We start from the raw sequence: 16,070 nt of genomic DNA, 5'->3' as shown, positions 1-16,070 counted from the left end.
TGCACATTACCGTGTGCAGGGGAGGGCGGCGAGAAGAGGAATCGCACATGAAACACATCATCGCAGTTTTACTTGAAAACGAACCCGGCGCATTGTCACGGGTGGTCGGCCTGTTCTCCGCTCGTGGCTACAACATTGAGTCTCTCAGTGTGGCCCCTACCGAAGATCCCAGCCTGTCCCGAATGACCATTCAAACCGCTGGTTCAGACGACGTCATTGAACAAATTACCAAGCACCTGAACCGCCTCATTGAAGTGGTCAAAGTGGTTGACCTCACTGAAGGGGCCTACACCGAGCGCGAGCTGATGCTGGTCAAGGTTCGCGCAGTGGGCAAAGAACGTGAAGAGATGAAGCGGATGGCCGATATCTTCCGGGGTCGTGTGATTGATGTCACCGACAAAAGCTACACCGTGGAGCTAACGGGCGACCAAGCCAAAAACGATGCATTTTTGGAAGCACTCGACCGCAGCGCCATTCTTGAAACAGTCCGTACTGGTGCCTGTGGCATTGGCCGGGGTGAGCGCATCTTGCGCGCCTAAAACCCATTTTGAATAATTTTTGAAGGAGAGAACCCATGAAAGTGTTTTACGACAAAGACTGTGACCTCAGCGTCATCAAAGGCAAAACAGTAGCCATCATTGGCTACGGCTCACAAGGCCACGCACACGCACAAAACTTGAACGACAGTGGCGTGAAAGTGGTTGTGGGTTTGCGCAAAAACGGCGCCAGCTGGCCCAAAGTTGAAAAAGCCGGCCTCAATGTCATGGAAGTGGCGGATGCAGTGAAATCTGCAGACGTGGTCATGATCTTGTTGCCCGACGAGCAAATCGCCGACGTGTACCGCAACGATGTAGAACCCAATATCAAAAAGGGTGCTTCTTTGGCATTCGCGCACGGCTTCAACGTGCACTACAACCAAGTGGTCCCCCGTGAAGACCTCGACGTTTGGATGGTGGCGCCTAAGGCTCCTGGCCACACCGTTCGCAACACCTACACCCAAGGCGGCGGCGTGCCCCACCTGGTGGCAGTGCACCAAGACAAGAGCGGCAAAGCAAGTGCATTGGCACTGAGCTACGCCATGGCCAACGGCGGCGGCAAGGCCGGCATCATTGAAACCAATTTCAAAGAAGAAACAGAAACCGACTTGTTCGGCGAACAAGCTGTTTTGTGCGGCGGCGCCGTCGAACTCATCAAGATGGGTTATGAAACATTGGTGGAAGCCGGTTATGCCCCCGAAATGGCTTACTTTGAGTGCTTGCATGAGCTCAAGCTCATTGTTGACCTTATTTATGAAGGCGGTATCGGCAACATGAACTACTCCATCTCTAACAATGCAGAGTATGGTGAGTACGTTACAGGCCCCGAGGTGATCAACGAGCAGTCACGCGAAGCCATGCGCAATGCGTTGAAGCGCATTCAAACAGGAGAGTACGCCAAGATGTTCATTTTGGAAGGTCGTACCAACTATCCAAGCATGACTGCACGTCGTCGTTTGACATCTGAGCACTCTATTGAAGTGGTCGGCGCTCAATTGAGGTCTATGATGCCTTGGATTGCCAAAAACAAATTGGTGGACAAAACACGTAACTGATCAGGTCACTTATTTTGTTTGCCGCTTAACCTGAAAGAACTGTCGCATGCACGATGGCACTGAAAACCCCGACGACGCCGATCAGGCGGGTCAAGTTCGTAAACCCCGCAAGGGCATTTACGTGCTTCCCAACCTGTTCACGTTGGCAGCCCTGTTCGGTGGCTTTTATGCCATCGTGATGGCCATGAATGGCCGCTTCGACATGGCTGCCATTGGGGTTTTTTGCGCCATGGTGCTCGACAGTCTCGATGGCCGAGTGGCCCGCATGACCAACACACAAAGTGCCTTTGGAGAACAAATGGACTCTTTGTCCGACATGGTCTCCTTTGGCGCTGCGCCTGCGCTCATTGCTTATGAGTGGTCCCTCAAAGGTTTGGGCCGTTGGGGTTGGATTGCTGCTTTCGTTTACTGCGCATGCGCAGCTTTGCGTTTGGCGCGTTTTAACGTCAACACCGCCGTTGTTGATAAAAGATTTTTTCAGGGGCTGCCATCACCAGCAGCCGCTGCGCTGGTGATGGGCTTCATTGCCATCATGTCCGATGCAGAAGTGGCACCCGCCAGCATGGCCTGGCCCATGTTTGTGGTGGCCTTGTTTTCTGGCCTCACCATGGTTACCAACGCGCCTTTTTACAGTTTCAAAGATGTCAGCATGAAGCAAAGCGTGCCCTTTGCGGTCATTGTGCTCATTGCTTTGGGCATTGCAGCCGTCAACATTCACCCGCCCATGGTCTTGTTTGGCTTGTTCGTGATGTATGGCTTAAGCGGCTACGCCCTCTATGCATGGCGCCGTTTCAAAGGTGAACCTACCAGCGTGATCAGCACGTCGACAGAAGACCCTGATGAACGCGGCCTTCATCAATGATGAAGTTTTGCCAAAGTTGTGATACAGTATTTCCATGAAAACGAATTTGCTAGCTCTACTGCTGACGCCCCACGGGCGGGATGTATAGCGCACGCTGTTCAATTTCCCAAGAAGCCCGTATGCCAAACGCAGCGGGCTTTTTTTATTTCAGAATTGTTTTTGAAGTTTTCAAACCAGGAGTGAAAAATGGCTGATAAATTGATTATTTTTGACACGACATTGCGTGATGGTGAGCAATCGCCTGGCGCATCCATGACCCGTGACGAAAAACTGCGCATTGCGCGTCAATTAGAGCGATTGCGCGTTGACGTCATTGAGGCGGGTTTTGCAGCCAGCTCCAATGGCGACTTTGAAGCGGTCCAAGCCATCGCCAATACCATCAAAGACTCCACCATCTGCTCTTTGTCACGCGCCAATGACCGTGATATTTCTAGAGCTGCCGAAGCTTTGAAAGGCGCCAACAGTGGCCGCATTCACACCTTCATTGCCACATCACCTTTGCACATGGAAAAGAAACTGCGCATGACGCCCGATCAGGTGTTTGAGCAGGCGAAACAATCTGTGCGTTTTGCACGCAATTTGGTGGCCGATGTCGAATTTAGCCCAGAAGATGGCTACCGCAGTGACATGGATTTTTTGTGCAAAGTGCTTGAAGCCGTAATTGCAGAAGGAGCCAGCACCATCAATGTGCCAGATACCGTGGGTTATGCGGTGCCTGAGTTGTACGGTCAATTCATCAAGACTTTGCGCGAACGAATTCCCAACTCTGACAAAGCCATTTGGTCTGTCCATTGCCACAACGACTTAGGCATGGCGGTGGCCAACAGTTTGGCGGGCGTTAAGTTGGGCGGTGCACGTCAAGTTGAATGCACCATCAATGGCTTGGGCGAGCGCGCAGGCAACTGCTCTTTAGAAGAGATCGTCATGGCGGTGAAAACACGCAAAGACTATTTTGGACTTGAGATGAACATCGACCCGATCCACATCGTGGCGGCCAGCCGCATGGTGAGTCAAACCACGGGTTTTGTGGTGCAGCCCAACAAAGCGGTGGTGGGCGCCAATGCCTTTGCACACGCTTCAGGTATTCACCAAGATGGCGTGCTCAAAGCGCGCGACACCTACGAGATCATGCGCGCTGAAGATGTGGGTTGGTCTGCCAACAAAATTGTGTTGGGCAAATTGAGTGGCCGCAATGCCTTTAAGCAACGCATGCAAGAACTTGGCGTGGTGCTTGAAAGCGAATCAGAGTTGAATGCAGCTTTTGCGCGATTCAAAGAATTGGCCGATCGCAAAAGCGAAATTTTTGACGAAGACATCTTGGCTTTGGTGAGCGATGAAAGCGTTAGCCAGGATAAAGAGCAATATGCTTATGTCTCTTTGTCGCAACACAGCGAAACGGGCGAACGGCCTCAAGCTTCCGTTGTTTTCACGATTCAAGGCAAAGAAGTCCATGGCAAGTCGGACGGCAACGGGCCTGTTGATGCATCTTTGAAAGCCATTGAATCCATCGTAGAAAGCGGTGCTGAAATGGTGCTTTATTCTGTTAATGCCATCAGTGGATCGACCGAAAGCCAAGGTGAAGTCACGGTTCGCTTGCAAAACAGTGGTCGTGTGGTGAACGGCGTTGGCTCAGATCCTGACATCATTGTGGCTTCCGCCAAGGCCTATTTGAGTGCCTTGAATAAGTTGCAAAGCAAAGCTGACAGAGTGGCTGCGCAAGGTTAAGGGAGTTTGTCAGAAGGCTTCAGAATGTCTTCAAGAAGGTCGCGCAAGGTGTTGATCTTGCGCGACTTTTTTTATTTATGTACACTACGTCAAGTTTCTATTACACTCGCCAAATTGCCACTGACTTTGGCCAAAGAAAGTATTGTTTTGACGTCTCTTCATAGCTTTTTTTCACATCGTGCCATCGGCTTATGCATTTCATTGTGTTTGCTGGTTCCAATGTCTTTTTCAACACAAGCCGCTGAAAACGACAAGCCCCGAAAGCCTGCGAATTCTTCAAAATCAACTGGTAATGCAAAACCAGCCGGTAATGGAAAAACAGCCGGTAGCAGCAAATCAGCAGCCAATACCAAACCCGCAGGTCAAGCTAAAGCTGCTGGAAATGCTAAAAATAGCGCTAAAGCCACCAACAACACTCGCAAAGTCGTTAATGCCAAGGCACAAAGCACCAGAGTTTCACATGGCCATTTAGCGGGCTTGCAACAGGGCAATGACGATCTCGATTTGCGCTCTAGTGTGGCGCTGGTCATTGACCAAGACACCCATGAAGTTCTGATTCGCAAAAACGACAATGCCGTTTTGCCCATTGCGTCCTTAACCAAGCTCATGACTGCCTTGGTCATCAGTGATGCCAATTTGTCGCACAACGACATGATCACCATCACTCAAGAAGATGTTGACACGGAAAAGGGCAGCACCTCGCGTTTGGCAGTGGGCTCTGTATTGAGCCGAGGTGATTTAATGCATTTGGCTTTGATGTCCAGTGAAAACCGTGCAGCCCATGCATTGGGTCGCACCTACCCTGGCGGTTTGTCTTCGTTTGTCAAAGCCATGAATGAGCGTGCCAAAGGGCTTGGCATGCTGTCATCTCATTTTGTGGAGCCCACGGGCTTGTCAAGTCGCAATCAGTCCAACGCCAACGATTTGGCTGTGTTGGTAAGTGCCACTTACAACGTGCCTTTGTTGCGCGAGCTCTCCACCTCACACGGCCGAGAAGTGGCCGTGGGTCGTCGAACCCTTCAGTACAACACCACCAATCGCCTTGTCAAAAGTCCTAACTGGGACATCGGTTTGCAAAAAACGGGCTACATCTCCGAAGCAGGTCAGTGCCTGGTCATGCAAACCAAGGTTGCGGGTCGTCAATTGATCATGGTTTTTCTAGACTCGGCCGGTAAGTTGAGCCGCATTGCAGATGCAGAGAGAGTTAGACGTTGGGTGGAAAATCAGAATGCCCGAACCGAAGTGGCGATGGTCAAAAATGCCGGTTAAATCTTGCTAGCGGCCAAAAAGAAAACCCGTCATTGACGGGTTTTTTTTCATTCTTTGTAGCCCAGCGCTTGGGAGATAGCTTCAGCGGTAGATTGAAGCTTGGTCAACCAAGCTTCATCCAATCGATCGGCCGGGGCTGATATAGAAAGCCCAGCCAAAAGTTTGCCTTGATCGTCGTAGATGCCTGCTGCAATGCAACGAACGCCCAATTCCAACTCTTCGTTGTCGCGTGCAATGCCATATTGCCTCACTTTGGAAAGCTCTCGCTCTAAGATGGGCAATTGTGTGATGCTATTTTTGGTATGACCGTTCAAGCCGGTGCGAGTGGCATAGCTTCGAACTTTCATGGGCTCATCGACTGACAAAAACAACTTGCCCACAGAGGTTAGGTGAAGCGGTGCACGGCCACCAATGGCTCTGACCACTTGCATGCCCGAGCGCTCGCTGTAGGCACGTTCAATGTAAACAATTTCATCGCCTTGGCGCATACTCAAGTTGACTGGCTGTTGAATGAGTTTGTGCAAATCACGCATGGGAGCCAGAGCGGCGTCTCTCACATTGAGGCGTGCCTTCACCATATTGCCCAACTCTAACAAACGCATTCCCAGACGGTAGCTACCCGGTTCTGGTCGATCGACAAATCGGCCAATGGTGAGGTCGTTCAAAATGCGATGTGCTGTGGAGGGGTGAAGCCCAGTTTTTTCGCTGATTTCTTTCAACGAAATGGCATCCTCCCTTGAAGCCAAGACATCCATCAGCGAAAAGAGCCGTTCGATCACTTGGATGGTGGGCGCGACAGGCTGATGTGCTTCAGCTTTTCTCATGGGACTCAACCTCGGTCAATTTCAAAGCAAAAAAGTCTTCCATTCAGAGCCACTGGTAAGACATTGCGAAATTTTATTTTACAAGATGAAATTGCGTTTGGGTAGATCTGAGCTGTCAGATCTCAGAACTCAGCGCAAGCTGAGGTGAGCTTTCCATTCGCCATGCTGAAGACTCTCGCATGGCTTGAAACGTTCTTTGTATTGCATTTTGGGACTGGCACCAATCCAATACCCCATGTACACGTAAGCCAGCCCCAGTTCTTTGGCTTGCTGAATTTGCCACAGTACGCCGTAGGTTCCAAAGCTGGCATGGGCCTCTGGTGCATAAAAGGTGTAAACAGCAGAAAGTCCATCGTTCAGCATATCGACAATGCTGACCATTTTGAGCTCGCCTAAATGGCCATTGACGCTGGGCTCTCTGAATTCGACAAGTCTTGAATTGACGCGGCTTTGCAACAAAAACTGTTTGTACTGTTCAACGCTGTCGTGGTCCATCCCCCCGCCAGCATGTCGGCTGTTTTGATACCTCAAATAAAGGTCGTAATGCTCAGATTCAAATCCTAGGCGAGAGACCCTGGCGACCAAATGCTTGTGTTTTTGGTAAGCACGGCTTTGACTTTTGTTGGGTTTGAACTCTTGGCACAAAACGCGCAGAGGTACACAGGCCTGACAGCCATCACAGTAGGGACGGTATGTAAAGAGCCCGCTTCTTCGAAAGCCACGCGCCACCAAGTCTGAGTAAACATCGTTTTGAATCAAATGACTGGGTGTTGCGACTTGTGATCGTGCTTCGCGGCCCTCCAAATAGCTGCACGGGTAGGCCGCGGTGGCATAAAACTGCAGGGTGCTGAAAGGAAGATCTTTGAGGTGCGTCATGGGGCAACTGTCCGCCAAAGATCCCAGTCTATTTGGGCATTTTTCCAATCAGGGCTTGCCTGCGTGAGGGCTGGAACACTGAGTTCTAAAAACGCAGACCTTGTCATTTCTTGTGCTCCCATCGATGCCAAGTGGGCCGTGTTTTGTTGGCAGTCAATGGCTTGAATACCCTCATGTTGGCAGACATGAACCAGGGCTGCCAGTGCCATTTTGGAACCATCGCTCAGGGTGCTGAACATCGACTCACCAAAAACTGCTTTGCCAATGCAGACAAAATAAAGTCCAGCCACCAACTTGCCATCCAGCCATGTCTCAGCGCTGTGTGCAAATCCTGCGCGATGCAAGGCTTGATAGGCTTTCACCATGTCAGGCACGATCCAGGTCCCATTTTGTCCTTCCCTGGGGCTTTTTGCGCAAGCCTCAATAACCTCATCAAAGGCCCGATCAAAGCACAGTTCAAAATTAGGCTGTGCCGCATATCGACTGAGTGTTTTGCGAAGCGAACGGTGCAACTTAAAGTTGCGAATTTGGAGCACCATTCTGGGGTCTGGGCTCCACCACAGGACGGGTTGGTTGGGGTTGTACCAAGGAAAAACCCCCTTGGAGTAGGCCTCAAGCAGGCGATCGACCCCTAAGTCTGCACCTGCGGCCAATAAACCGGGAGCGTCAGTGTCTGTGCCCCAAGCGTTTTCAACCGAGGGGAGTGGGTTATGGCTTTCAATCCATGGGAGATGAGTTTGCAGGGTGTCGGCCGACATGTTTCCAGTTTATGCTAATGCCTATGAAACTTTACAACTACTTCCGTTCCTCCGCTTCATTTCGCGTCAGAATTGCACTGCATTTGAAGGGCTTGCCCTTCGAATATATCCCAGTCCACATTGCCAAGGGTGAGCACAAGCAAGCGGCCTACAGCAGCGTCGCCGCAGACAATTTGGTGCCCAACCTGGTAGTAGATGGTGAGCACCTTAGCCAATCCATGGCCATCATTGAGTACCTTGATGAGACACACCCAGAGCCCGCACTTCTTCCAAGCGATGCGTTGGGCAGGGCACGTGTTCGCGCCTTAGCGCAATCCATTGCCTGCGAAATTCACCCGATTAATAACTTGCGTGTTTTGAAGTACTTGAGTGGCACACTCGGTTTGGACGAGGAACAAAAAAATACTTGGTATCGCCACTGGGTGAGGGACGGCCTAGAAGCTTTTGAGCGTCAGTTGGCTCAGGGTCCGAAGTCAACTTATTGTTTTGGTCATACCCCAACATTGGCCGATTGCTGCTTGGTTCCGCAAATCTTCAATGGCAAAAGGTTTGCTGTCAGCTTTGATGGCTTGCCTCTCACGATGGCTGCATTTGATGCATGCATGAAATTGGAAGCCTTCCAAAAGGCGCAGCCTTCTGCTTGCCCTGACGCCGAGTAATGACTTGATCGGATTTTCCCCAGATTGGCCTGCCCCTTCGTTCGTGAGGGCGCTCATGACCACTCGCCAAGGTGGGGTGTCTCCCCAGCCTTGGGACAGCCTCAATTTGGGTCTGTTTTCTGGCGACAGCTCCGAAAATGTTTTGAACAACCGTGGCTTGGTACAAAGTGCCATGGGTGTGCCGGCGGTGTATCTCAGGCAGGTGCACGGTGTGAAAGGCCTTGGCATTGACCACCAGACGCCGCCTGGGCTAGAGGCCGATGTGGCCTGGACCACGCATAACGGTGTTGCATGCTGCGTCATGGCAGCAGATTGCTTGCCCATTTTGGTATGTCATCCAAAGTTCAAGTGGGTTGCAGCTGCCCATGCTGGCTGGCGAGGGCTGGCAGGATTGGCTGGTCAGGGTGTGGTGGAAACACTGTCAGAGGGTGCAAAAGAACAAGGACTGCGTGCTGCCGATTGCATCGCGTGGCTGGGCCCATGTATTGGACCTACAGCCTTCGAAGTGGGCGAGGATGTGGTTCAAGCCTTCCTCACCCATCTGAATTCTCCCAAAGAAAAAAAGGCTTTAGAGAATTTGTTCGTGGCCAAAGGTCATGGCAAGTATTGGGCCGATTTGGCAGGCCTAGCCCGCTGGCGCCTAAAAGCAGCGGGCTTTGAAGTCATTTGCGGCAACGACAGCTCACTGTCTTGGTGCACCTATCGCCAAGAAACTCAATACCACTCGCACCGTCGTGATGCCTTGCTCAAGGGCGGCGCAGGGCGAATGGCCGCTTACATCTGGATTACAGCTTAGGTTCTGGTGGCTGAGGCAAGGCAGCCTCTGTTTTGGAATCATTTTGGGGTTTGTTCGCCTCAAAAGCTTCACGTTCACGTGCTAATCTGTTCCGCTTGCGACGGGGTGCATCCATGATGTAAATAATTATTGATGTTGGAAGGATCCCGTAAAGAATGAAGGTCACAATGCCTCCTAGTACAGTGCCATTGGTGTTCGTGGCTTCAGCCACGCTCATCATGAGAGCAACATAAATCCAAGCAATTGCAACGATGTACATGAGTGTCGATATTCAAAATAAGGGGGGATCAGCACATGACAAATTCAAACAATGAATTTTGGTCACGCGCCAGCGAAGAGTTTCAGCAGAACCTGGCCAAAAGCTGGGGTCAGGCCATGCAAACTTTTCAAACCATGGATCTGGGTGGCATTGTGCCTCCTGCCGAAAATGCTGTCCCACAAATTTCTTTTTCTCAGGAAAAGTTGAAGGAATTACAGGCCACTTATTTAGAAGAAGCCACCGCGCTTTGGAATCATGGCCTTGAGTCCAAACACGATATCAAAGATCGCCGATTTTCCAGTGATGCATGGACAGGAAATCCGATGGCGGCTTTCACAGCCGGAGCCTATTTGCTCAATGCCAAAACCCTAATGGGTTTGGCAGAGGCCGTAGAGGCCGACGAACACACACACAACAAAATCAAGTTTGCTGTAGAGCAGTGGGTTGCAGCTTCAGCACCCAGCAACTTCTTGGCATTCAATGCAGAAGCGCAAAAGAAAGCGATTGAAACCAAAGGTGAAAGCCTGGCCAAAGGTATTCAAAACTTGTTGCACGACATGCAGCAAGGGCACGTGTCCATGACAGACGAGAGCAAGTTTGTGGTTGGAGAAAATGTGGCCACCACTGAGGGTGCTGTGGTCTTTGAAAATGAATTTTTTCAACTGATTGAGTACAAGCCTCTGACCGCCAAGGTTTATGAAAAACCATTTTTGTTGGTACCCCCTTGCATCAACAAGTTTTACATTCTTGATTTGCAACCCAACAACTCCTTTATTCGCTACGCCGTCAGCCAAGGGCACCGAACATTTGTGGTCAGCTGGCGCAATCCCGATGAAAGCATGGCGCAAAAGTCTTGGGATGACTACATTGAAAATGCTGCCATCAAAGCCATCAGCCAAGTTCAAGATATCACAGGTGCCAAGCAAATCAATGCCCTGGGTTTTTGCGTTGGCGGTACTATTTTGAGCAATGCCTTGGCAGTTTTGGCAGCTCGCGGAAAAAAGCCTGTAGCCAGTGCCACCTTCCTCACCACCCTGATCGACTTTACCGATACGGGCGTGCTCGATGTGTTCATCGACGAAAACTTTGTCAAGTTTCGCGAAATGCAAATGGGGCAGGGTGGTCTGCTCAAAGGTCAAGACTTGGCATCGACCTTCAGTTTCTTGCGCCCCAACGATTTGGTTTGGAACTATGTGGTGGGCAATTACCTCAAAGGTGAATCGCCCCCACCATTTGACTTGCTCTACTGGAACAGCGATTCCACCAACTTGCCAGGCCCCTTTTATGCTTGGTATTTGCGCAACACCTATTTGGAAAACAAATTTGTGAGTCCTGGTGCTGTCACTGTGTGCGGCGAGGCCATTGATCTGGGCAAGGTCAATATGCCTGTTTACATTTATGGCTCGCGCGAAGACCACATCGTGCCCATTGGTGGTGCTTATGCATCCACTCAGCACCTTCCTGGTAAGAAGCGATTTGTCATGGGTGCATCGGGCCATATTGCCGGCGTGATCAATCCGCCAGAAGCCAAGAAGCGCAGCCACTGGTTGCGCGAGGACGGCAAATTTCCCGCCACTGCCAATGAGTGGATTGCTGGTGCCAAAGAATTGCCTGGTAGCTGGTGGACCGATTGGTCGGATTGGTTGAAGTCACATGCAGGCAAACAAATTGCTGCACCCAAACACTATGGTAAAGATGCCAAATTCAAAACCATTGAAGCTGCGCCAGGCCGCTATGTGAAGGCGCGTGCCTAATTTCAACAATTTAAATTGCGTTTAACAAAGGAAGACAAATGGAAGATATCGTCATTGTTTCAGCAGCTCGCACTGCTGTGGGTAAGTTTGGTGGCTCATTGGCCAAAGTTTCAGCCCCCGAATTGGGCAGCATTGCCATTCGCGAAGCCATAGCGCGTGCTGGTTTGAGCATGGATCAAATTGGCGAAATCATCATGGGCCAAGTTTTGGCAGCTGGTTCAGGCCAAAACCCTGCTCGACAAGCCATGATGAAGGCGGGTGTGGCCAAAGAAACGCCTGCACTCACCATCAACGCTGTTTGCGGTTCTGGTTTGAAAGCGGTCATGTTGGCTGCGCAAGCTGTGGCTTGGGGCGACAGTGAAATTGTGGTGGCAGGTGGCCAAGAAAATATGAGCGCATCGCCCCACGTGGTGATGGGCTCTCGCGATGGCCAGCGCATGGGCAACTGGAACATGGTCGACTCCATGATTGTGGATGGCTTGTGGGATGTTTACAACCAGTATCACATGGGCATCACTGCCGAGAATGTGGCTAAAGCGCACAACATTTCTCGCGACATGCAAGATGCTTTGGCACTCGGCAGCCAACAAAAAGCCAGCGCTGCGCAAGACTCAGGCAAATTCAAAGACGAAATTGTCGATGTGCTCATTCCACAGCGCAAAGGCGATCCTTTGGTGTTCAACACCGATGAGTTCATCAACAAGAAAACCAATGCAGAAGCTTTGGCTGGTTTGCGTCCCGCCTTTGACAAAGCCGGCTCTGTGACTGCGGGCAACGCCTCAGGCATCAATGACGGTGCGGCTGCTGTGGTGGTCATGTCTGCTAAGAAGGCAGCTGCCTTGGGTTTGACGCCCTTGGCTCGCATTGCTTCTTTTGGCACCAGCGGTTTGGATCCAGCCACCATGGGCATGGGCCCCGTGCCCGCATCACAAAAAGCTTTGCAGCGCGCAGGTTGGAAAGCCAGCGATGTCGATTTGTTTGAGTTGAATGAGGCTTTTGCCGCACAAGCTTGTGCAGTCAACAAAGCCTTGGACATCGATCCTGCACGCGTCAATGTGAACGGTGGCGCCATTGCCATTGGTCATCCCATTGGTGCGTCAGGCTGCCGTATTTTGGTCACCTTGCTGCATGAAATGCAGCGCCGCGATGCCAAGAAAGGCTTGGCCGCACTTTGCATCGGCGGCGGTATGGGCGTGTCCTTGGCGCTCGAGCGTTAATATTTTCAGACAGTCAAAATTTTCAACATAGGAGACAACATCATGAGTCAAAAAGTAGCATACGTCACAGGAGGTATGGGCGGCATTGGTACCGCTATTTGCCAGCGTCTTCACAAGGAGGGTTTCAAGGTGATTGCCGGTTGCGGCCCAACACGCGATTTCACCAAGTGGCTCGACGAGCAAAAAGCTTTGGGTTTCACGTTCTATGCTTCCGTGGGCAATGTGGGCGATTGGAACTCAACAGTGGAAGCCTTTACCAAGGCCAAGGCGGAGCACGGCACCATCGACCTGTTGGTCAACAACGCTGGCATTACCAAAGACCGCATGTTTTTGAAAATGTCACGCGAAGATTGGGACGCTGTGATTGAGACCAACCTCAATTCCATGTTCAACGTTACCAAGCAAGTGGTGGCCGACATGGTAGAAAAAGGCTGGGGCCGAATTGTGAATATTTCCTCTGTGAACGGAGCAAAAGGTCAAGCCGGTCAAACCAACTACTCTGCAGCCAAAGCTGGCATGCATGGTTTCTCCATGGCATTGGCTCAAGAGTTGGCCACCAAAGGCGTGACTGTGAACACTGTCAGCCCTGGCTACATTGGTACCGACATGGTCAAAGCCATTCGCCCTGATGTGCTCGAAAAAATTGTGGCCACTGTACCTGTCAAGCGCTTGGGTGAGCCCAGCGAAATTGCTTCCATCATTGCTTGGTTGGCGTCTGAAGAAGGTGGCTATGCCACTGGTGCAGACTTCTCCGTCAATGGCGGTTTGCACATGGGCTAATTGCCTTTTGAGGCATTGGGTCCATACTCAGAGAACCCCGCTTCGGCGGGGTTTTTCATGGGCCATTCTAAAAATCAAATCCCATTTGTTTGGCGTGAGAGCTTTGCTCGATGGCTGTTTTTTTAGATGAGCGAAACCCCTGACGTGAAGCATGCTTGTCAATCACAGCCTTCTTCCCCGCCTTAACCTCAGGGTCACGACGTCTCTCATGAACGCGATGTTTGGCAGTTTTGGTTGCAGCCGCAAGTTCAACCAAGGGCGGCACAATTTGTGGCATTTGAGTTGCATCTGTTAACTCGCGTTGAGGCATCATCCAAGGCTCAAACAGCCAAGTATCAGGAACGCTACGCATGGCAGGAAGCCAGCGCCTGACGAACTTGCCTTGTGGATCGTGATCTTGGGCTTGCTTGATGGGGTTGTACACCCGAGTGGTGTTGATGCCCGTAGTGCCAGATTGCATTTGCAATTGACTCCAATGAATGCCAGGTTCATAGTCCAAAAATTGCGTTGCAAGCCATTCACCGACGGGCCGCCAATGGAGCCAAAGAGGATAGGCTGCAACAGAAACCAACATGGCCCGCATGCGGAAATTCAGCCATCCGGTTTCACGCAACATGACCACGCAGGCATCCACCATTGGCCAGCCTGTTTGTGCCGCTTTCAATGCTTCAAAGTGCGCCTGATTGAACTCATTTTCACGAAGCATGTCATAGCCTCTGTGCATGTTGTTCCACTCAATTCTGGGTTCACTTTCGAGTTTTTGAATGAAGTGACAATGCCAATAGAGTCGGCTTAAAAATGCTGTTAAGCCCGCTTTGTGTCGGCTGGCTTGCGGTGGCAAGGAGGCCAATTGCGCTCGAGTGTGCTGCACCACTTCTCGCATACTGATGCAACCCCAAGACAAGTAAGCGGAAAGCCTTGAGCACGCATCTGGCGCAGACAATGGCGAAGAAATGCCGCCACGATAGCCAATACTGCGAGCATTGATAAAACTATCGAGGGTTGCCTTGGCCAAGGGTCGTCCGCCACGTTGCCGTCTTGGCGGATTGTGTTTCAAGTGGGGTGGTGCTTGCATGACCATGGCAGCGTGGGGTGGCGCTTGCCAGAACCGCAATTTCACTGCCGTACAGATGGGAGCCGACATATGCCGCTCCCATGCGCTTTGCCACAGATTGCGATCCTTCAGACCTCGCACAACGCCAAATTGAGGGAACTCATGCCAAGTCACTGCTTGTGACTGACACCACGAAGCTACTTTCAAATCGCGTGCATAGGTAAAGGCATTGCCAGTTTCTTCATGCGAATAAAGATTTGCAAAGGGTGCGTCTTGCCAAATTTGTTGCAGGACATCGGGCAGCTCGCCCGTGAAGATTTCAATGCAACCGCCCTGAGCTCTCAAGTGCCTGTCCAAAGCCTGTAATGACTCCCTGACAAACTCAAAATGTTGAAGAGCTGAATCGGGCTGCAGCCAAAGATCGGGCTCGATGACATAGATGCATCGCACAGGGCCCTTTCGAGACGCTTGCGCCAAAGCGGCATGATCCTCCCAGCGCAAGTCGCGTTTGAACCAAACCAGTTCGTAGCTCATGTGAGGATCTTGCTAAAGGGAGCGCAATTACTTTGACAACGCTCGCAAATCGATGCCTTCGTGTTTGGCCACCATTTCAAGTGCAGATTCAAATAGTGCCCTGGCAGAACCTGAGACCGTACTGAGGTAGGAATGAAGGTGCGCGTCTTCTGTTGATTTGTTCAAGCAATCTCGGCTGTACTGTTCAAAGCTTGCAAGTTGCGTGATGATTTCTGCAACATGACGCGGACATTCACACAAGATATCACTCGATATGCCCGCAACGCGCATGAGTTCAATATCGTCGTACTTCCTAGCAGGAATAACGGTACCTGATGGCAAATGAGCTGCGCTTGATTGGGTATCTACAACTCGCAGAGAGTTGATGAGGTCGGCTAAGTCTGAATCGCTGATAGGTTCCCGTCGAACAATCATTCCGCTGCGTTTCATCGAATCAATGACGGGTTCTTGTCCGTAGTTGTAGAGAACAATGACTTGCAAGCTGTTGTTTAACTTTGCCAAGCGATGAATGTCAACCTGAACTGCTGCATCCAAAGAGTTAGTGTGAATGAGCAAAATTTGTGTTTTTGTTTGAAAGGTCGCTGCGAGCGCTTCAGTCAGGTTGCTAAAGATGTCGGTGATGCGAATCGCTTGATTGTTAAAACTCAATGTGAATTTTTTGGATTCAATTCTTGCGGCAAGAGTCAGTCCAATGACCGCCACAGAAGCAGACTGTCCCTGAAGTCCTGTTCTGGCTTTTCTTTGATTTGTTTCTTGTTGTTGTTGCAGTAATTTGTTCAGGTCGGTGGTGGAAAGATTTGCAATATTGCTGATGCCATGACCTTGTTCTGTGAGTCGTTTTAGCAAGGTGGCCTTCAAAACATCGTCGTCTGTGAACAGGCGATGCTTACTTTCGGTTTTTTGAGGCTGAAAAGTTTGATACCGCTGTTCCCAAACGCGCAGGGTAGGGGTTGGAACACCGCTAAGGCTTGAAACAGCCCCAATCTTATGCAGATTGCTTAATTTTTTGTGATCCATATTTGTTTTTGAATTGATTTTGAGTAGATTTATTGAATTATTTCACATAATTGAGTAATTTTAAAGTTATGCATGATAAATTCCGTTTGTCTTGA

Annotated in this window: 16 protein-coding genes; 10 read left to right on the top strand and 6 right to left on the bottom strand. The window is 50.7% G+C overall.

Annotation, left to right across the window (positions count from 1 at the left end):
* Positions 1 to 47: 47 nt before the first annotated feature.
* The 5 genes from ilvN (at position 48) to B9Z32_RS11225 (ending at position 5,447) form a co-directional block, all read left to right on the top strand.
* Positions 48 to 539 (top strand): acetolactate synthase small subunit, encoded by a 492-nt coding sequence (gene ilvN / locus B9Z32_RS11245; RefSeq protein WP_108421501.1) that lies wholly within the window; start codon positions 48 to 50, stop codon positions 537 to 539.
* A 35-nt stretch (positions 540 to 574) separates the two neighbouring features.
* Entirely contained in the window at positions 575 to 1,591 is a 1,017-nt protein-coding gene (ilvC, locus tag B9Z32_RS11240) for a ketol-acid reductoisomerase (RefSeq protein WP_108421500.1), read from the top strand.
* Between the two features lie 46 nt (positions 1,592 to 1,637).
* Positions 1,638 to 2,453, top strand: a complete 816-nt coding sequence (gene pssA / locus B9Z32_RS11235) for a CDP-diacylglycerol--serine O-phosphatidyltransferase (RefSeq protein ID WP_108421499.1) — start codon at positions 1,638 to 1,640, stop codon at positions 2,451 to 2,453.
* A 186-nt stretch (positions 2,454 to 2,639) separates the two neighbouring features.
* On the top strand, positions 2,640 to 4,178 hold the full coding sequence (locus tag B9Z32_RS11230) for a 2-isopropylmalate synthase (protein ID WP_108421498.1): 1,539 nt from the start codon (positions 2,640 to 2,642) through the stop codon (positions 4,176 to 4,178).
* A gap of 219 nt (positions 4,179 to 4,397) precedes the next feature.
* Positions 4,398 to 5,447 carry a serine hydrolase gene (locus tag B9Z32_RS11225; RefSeq protein ID WP_108421618.1) on the top strand — a complete coding sequence of 350 codons (1,050 nt, stop codon included), beginning with the start codon at positions 4,398 to 4,400 and terminating at the stop codon, positions 5,445 to 5,447.
* Between the two features lie 47 nt (positions 5,448 to 5,494).
* On the opposite strand, the gene B9Z32_RS11220 is transcribed toward B9Z32_RS11225, so the two are convergent.
* From B9Z32_RS11220 to aat, 3 genes are all read right to left on the bottom strand, one after another.
* Complete coding sequence (locus B9Z32_RS11220; protein WP_108421497.1) at positions 5,495 to 6,271, bottom strand: IclR family transcriptional regulator; 777 nt, start codon at positions 6,269 to 6,271, stop codon at positions 5,495 to 5,497.
* Positions 6,272 to 6,400: 129 nt separating this feature from the next.
* Complete coding sequence (locus B9Z32_RS11215; RefSeq protein ID WP_108421496.1) at positions 6,401 to 7,147, bottom strand: arginyltransferase; 747 nt, start codon at positions 7,145 to 7,147, stop codon at positions 6,401 to 6,403.
* Entirely contained in the window at positions 7,144 to 7,905 is a 762-nt protein-coding gene (gene aat / locus B9Z32_RS11210) for a leucyl/phenylalanyl-tRNA--protein transferase (RefSeq protein ID WP_108421495.1), read from the bottom strand. The genes B9Z32_RS11215 and aat overlap by 4 nt, the downstream gene beginning before the upstream one ends.
* Before the next feature lie 23 nt (positions 7,906 to 7,928).
* Between aat and maiA the strand changes: the two genes are divergently transcribed.
* Entirely contained in the window at positions 7,929 to 8,564 is a 636-nt protein-coding gene (gene maiA / locus B9Z32_RS11205; protein WP_108421617.1) for a maleylacetoacetate isomerase, read from the top strand.
* A gap of 55 nt (positions 8,565 to 8,619) precedes the next feature.
* A complete protein-coding gene (locus B9Z32_RS11200) occupies positions 8,620 to 9,360 on the top strand; it encodes a polyphenol oxidase family protein (protein ID WP_108421494.1) in 741 nt (246 codons plus the stop codon).
* Here the strand turns inward: B9Z32_RS11200 and B9Z32_RS11195 are convergent.
* Positions 9,350 to 9,619, bottom strand: coding sequence for a hypothetical protein (locus B9Z32_RS11195; protein ID WP_108421493.1), 270 nt, complete (start codon positions 9,617 to 9,619; stop codon positions 9,350 to 9,352). The two genes, B9Z32_RS11200 and B9Z32_RS11195, sit on opposite strands and share 11 nt — an antisense overlap.
* Positions 9,620 to 9,654: 35 nt before the next feature.
* Between B9Z32_RS11195 and B9Z32_RS11190 the strand changes: the two genes are divergently transcribed.
* From B9Z32_RS11190 to phbB, 3 genes are read left to right on the top strand one after another with little or no spacing between them, the layout of a single operon-like run.
* On the top strand, positions 9,655 to 11,373 hold the full coding sequence (locus B9Z32_RS11190) for an alpha/beta hydrolase (RefSeq protein WP_108421492.1): 1,719 nt from the start codon (positions 9,655 to 9,657) through the stop codon (positions 11,371 to 11,373).
* Positions 11,374 to 11,411: 38 nt separating this feature from the next.
* Complete coding sequence (locus B9Z32_RS11185) at positions 11,412 to 12,590, top strand: acetyl-CoA C-acetyltransferase (protein WP_108421491.1); 1,179 nt, start codon at positions 11,412 to 11,414, stop codon at positions 12,588 to 12,590.
* A 42-nt stretch (positions 12,591 to 12,632) separates the two neighbouring features.
* Positions 12,633 to 13,370, top strand: a complete 738-nt coding sequence (gene phbB, locus B9Z32_RS11180) for an acetoacetyl-CoA reductase (protein ID WP_108421490.1) — start codon at positions 12,633 to 12,635, stop codon at positions 13,368 to 13,370.
* Between the two features lie 67 nt (positions 13,371 to 13,437).
* On the opposite strand, the gene B9Z32_RS11175 is transcribed toward phbB, so the two are convergent.
* Both B9Z32_RS11175 and B9Z32_RS11170 read right to left on the bottom strand, forming a co-directional pair.
* Positions 13,438 to 14,958 carry a cryptochrome/deoxyribodipyrimidine photo-lyase family protein gene (locus B9Z32_RS11175; protein WP_108421489.1) on the bottom strand — a complete coding sequence of 507 codons (1,521 nt, stop codon included), beginning with the start codon at positions 14,956 to 14,958 and terminating at the stop codon, positions 13,438 to 13,440.
* Between the two features lie 27 nt (positions 14,959 to 14,985).
* Positions 14,986 to 15,975 carry a MerR family transcriptional regulator gene (locus B9Z32_RS11170; protein WP_108421488.1) on the bottom strand — a complete coding sequence of 330 codons (990 nt, stop codon included), beginning with the start codon at positions 15,973 to 15,975 and terminating at the stop codon, positions 14,986 to 14,988.
* Positions 15,976 to 16,070: the final 95 nt, after the last annotated feature.

Origin of the sequence: Limnohabitans sp. MMS-10A-178, from assembly GCF_003063375.1 — a bacterium.
In the GTDB taxonomy this organism is placed as follows: Bacteria; Pseudomonadota; Gammaproteobacteria; order Burkholderiales; family Burkholderiaceae_C; genus Limnohabitans_A.
This window is presented reverse-complemented; position numbering and strand designations above follow the sequence as displayed.

Bases quoted from the DNA above. Each gene is read 5' to 3' on its own strand.
- ilvN (WP_108421501.1), top strand. From the start codon at position 48: ATGAAACACATCATCGCAGTTTTACTTGAAAACGAACCCGGCGCATTG.
- ilvC (WP_108421500.1), top strand. From the start codon at position 575: ATGAAAGTGTTTTACGACAAAGACTGTGACCTCAGCGTCATCAAAGGC.
- pssA (WP_108421499.1), top strand. From the start codon at position 1,638: ATGCACGATGGCACTGAAAACCCCGACGACGCCGATCAGGCGGGTCAA.
- B9Z32_RS11230 (WP_108421498.1), top strand. From the start codon at position 2,640: ATGGCTGATAAATTGATTATTTTTGACACGACATTGCGTGATGGTGAG.
- B9Z32_RS11225 (WP_108421618.1), top strand. From the start codon at position 4,398: ATGTCTTTTTCAACACAAGCCGCTGAAAACGACAAGCCCCGAAAGCCT.
- B9Z32_RS11220 (WP_108421497.1), bottom strand. From the start codon at position 6,271: ATGAGAAAAGCTGAAGCACATCAGCCTGTCGCGCCCACCATCCAAGTG.
- B9Z32_RS11215 (WP_108421496.1), bottom strand. From the start codon at position 7,147: ATGACGCACCTCAAAGATCTTCCTTTCAGCACCCTGCAGTTTTATGCC.
- aat (WP_108421495.1), bottom strand. From the start codon at position 7,905: ATGTCGGCCGACACCCTGCAAACTCATCTCCCATGGATTGAAAGCCAT.
- maiA (WP_108421617.1), top strand. From the start codon at position 7,929: ATGAAACTTTACAACTACTTCCGTTCCTCCGCTTCATTTCGCGTCAGA.
- B9Z32_RS11200 (WP_108421494.1), top strand. From the start codon at position 8,620: ATGACCACTCGCCAAGGTGGGGTGTCTCCCCAGCCTTGGGACAGCCTC.
- B9Z32_RS11195 (WP_108421493.1), bottom strand. From the start codon at position 9,619: ATGTACATCGTTGCAATTGCTTGGATTTATGTTGCTCTCATGATGAGC.
- B9Z32_RS11190 (WP_108421492.1), top strand. From the start codon at position 9,655: ATGACAAATTCAAACAATGAATTTTGGTCACGCGCCAGCGAAGAGTTT.
- B9Z32_RS11185 (WP_108421491.1), top strand. From the start codon at position 11,412: ATGGAAGATATCGTCATTGTTTCAGCAGCTCGCACTGCTGTGGGTAAG.
- phbB (WP_108421490.1), top strand. From the start codon at position 12,633: ATGAGTCAAAAAGTAGCATACGTCACAGGAGGTATGGGCGGCATTGGT.
- B9Z32_RS11175 (WP_108421489.1), bottom strand. From the start codon at position 14,958: ATGAGCTACGAACTGGTTTGGTTCAAACGCGACTTGCGCTGGGAGGAT.
- B9Z32_RS11170 (WP_108421488.1), bottom strand. From the start codon at position 15,975: ATGGATCACAAAAAATTAAGCAATCTGCATAAGATTGGGGCTGTTTCA.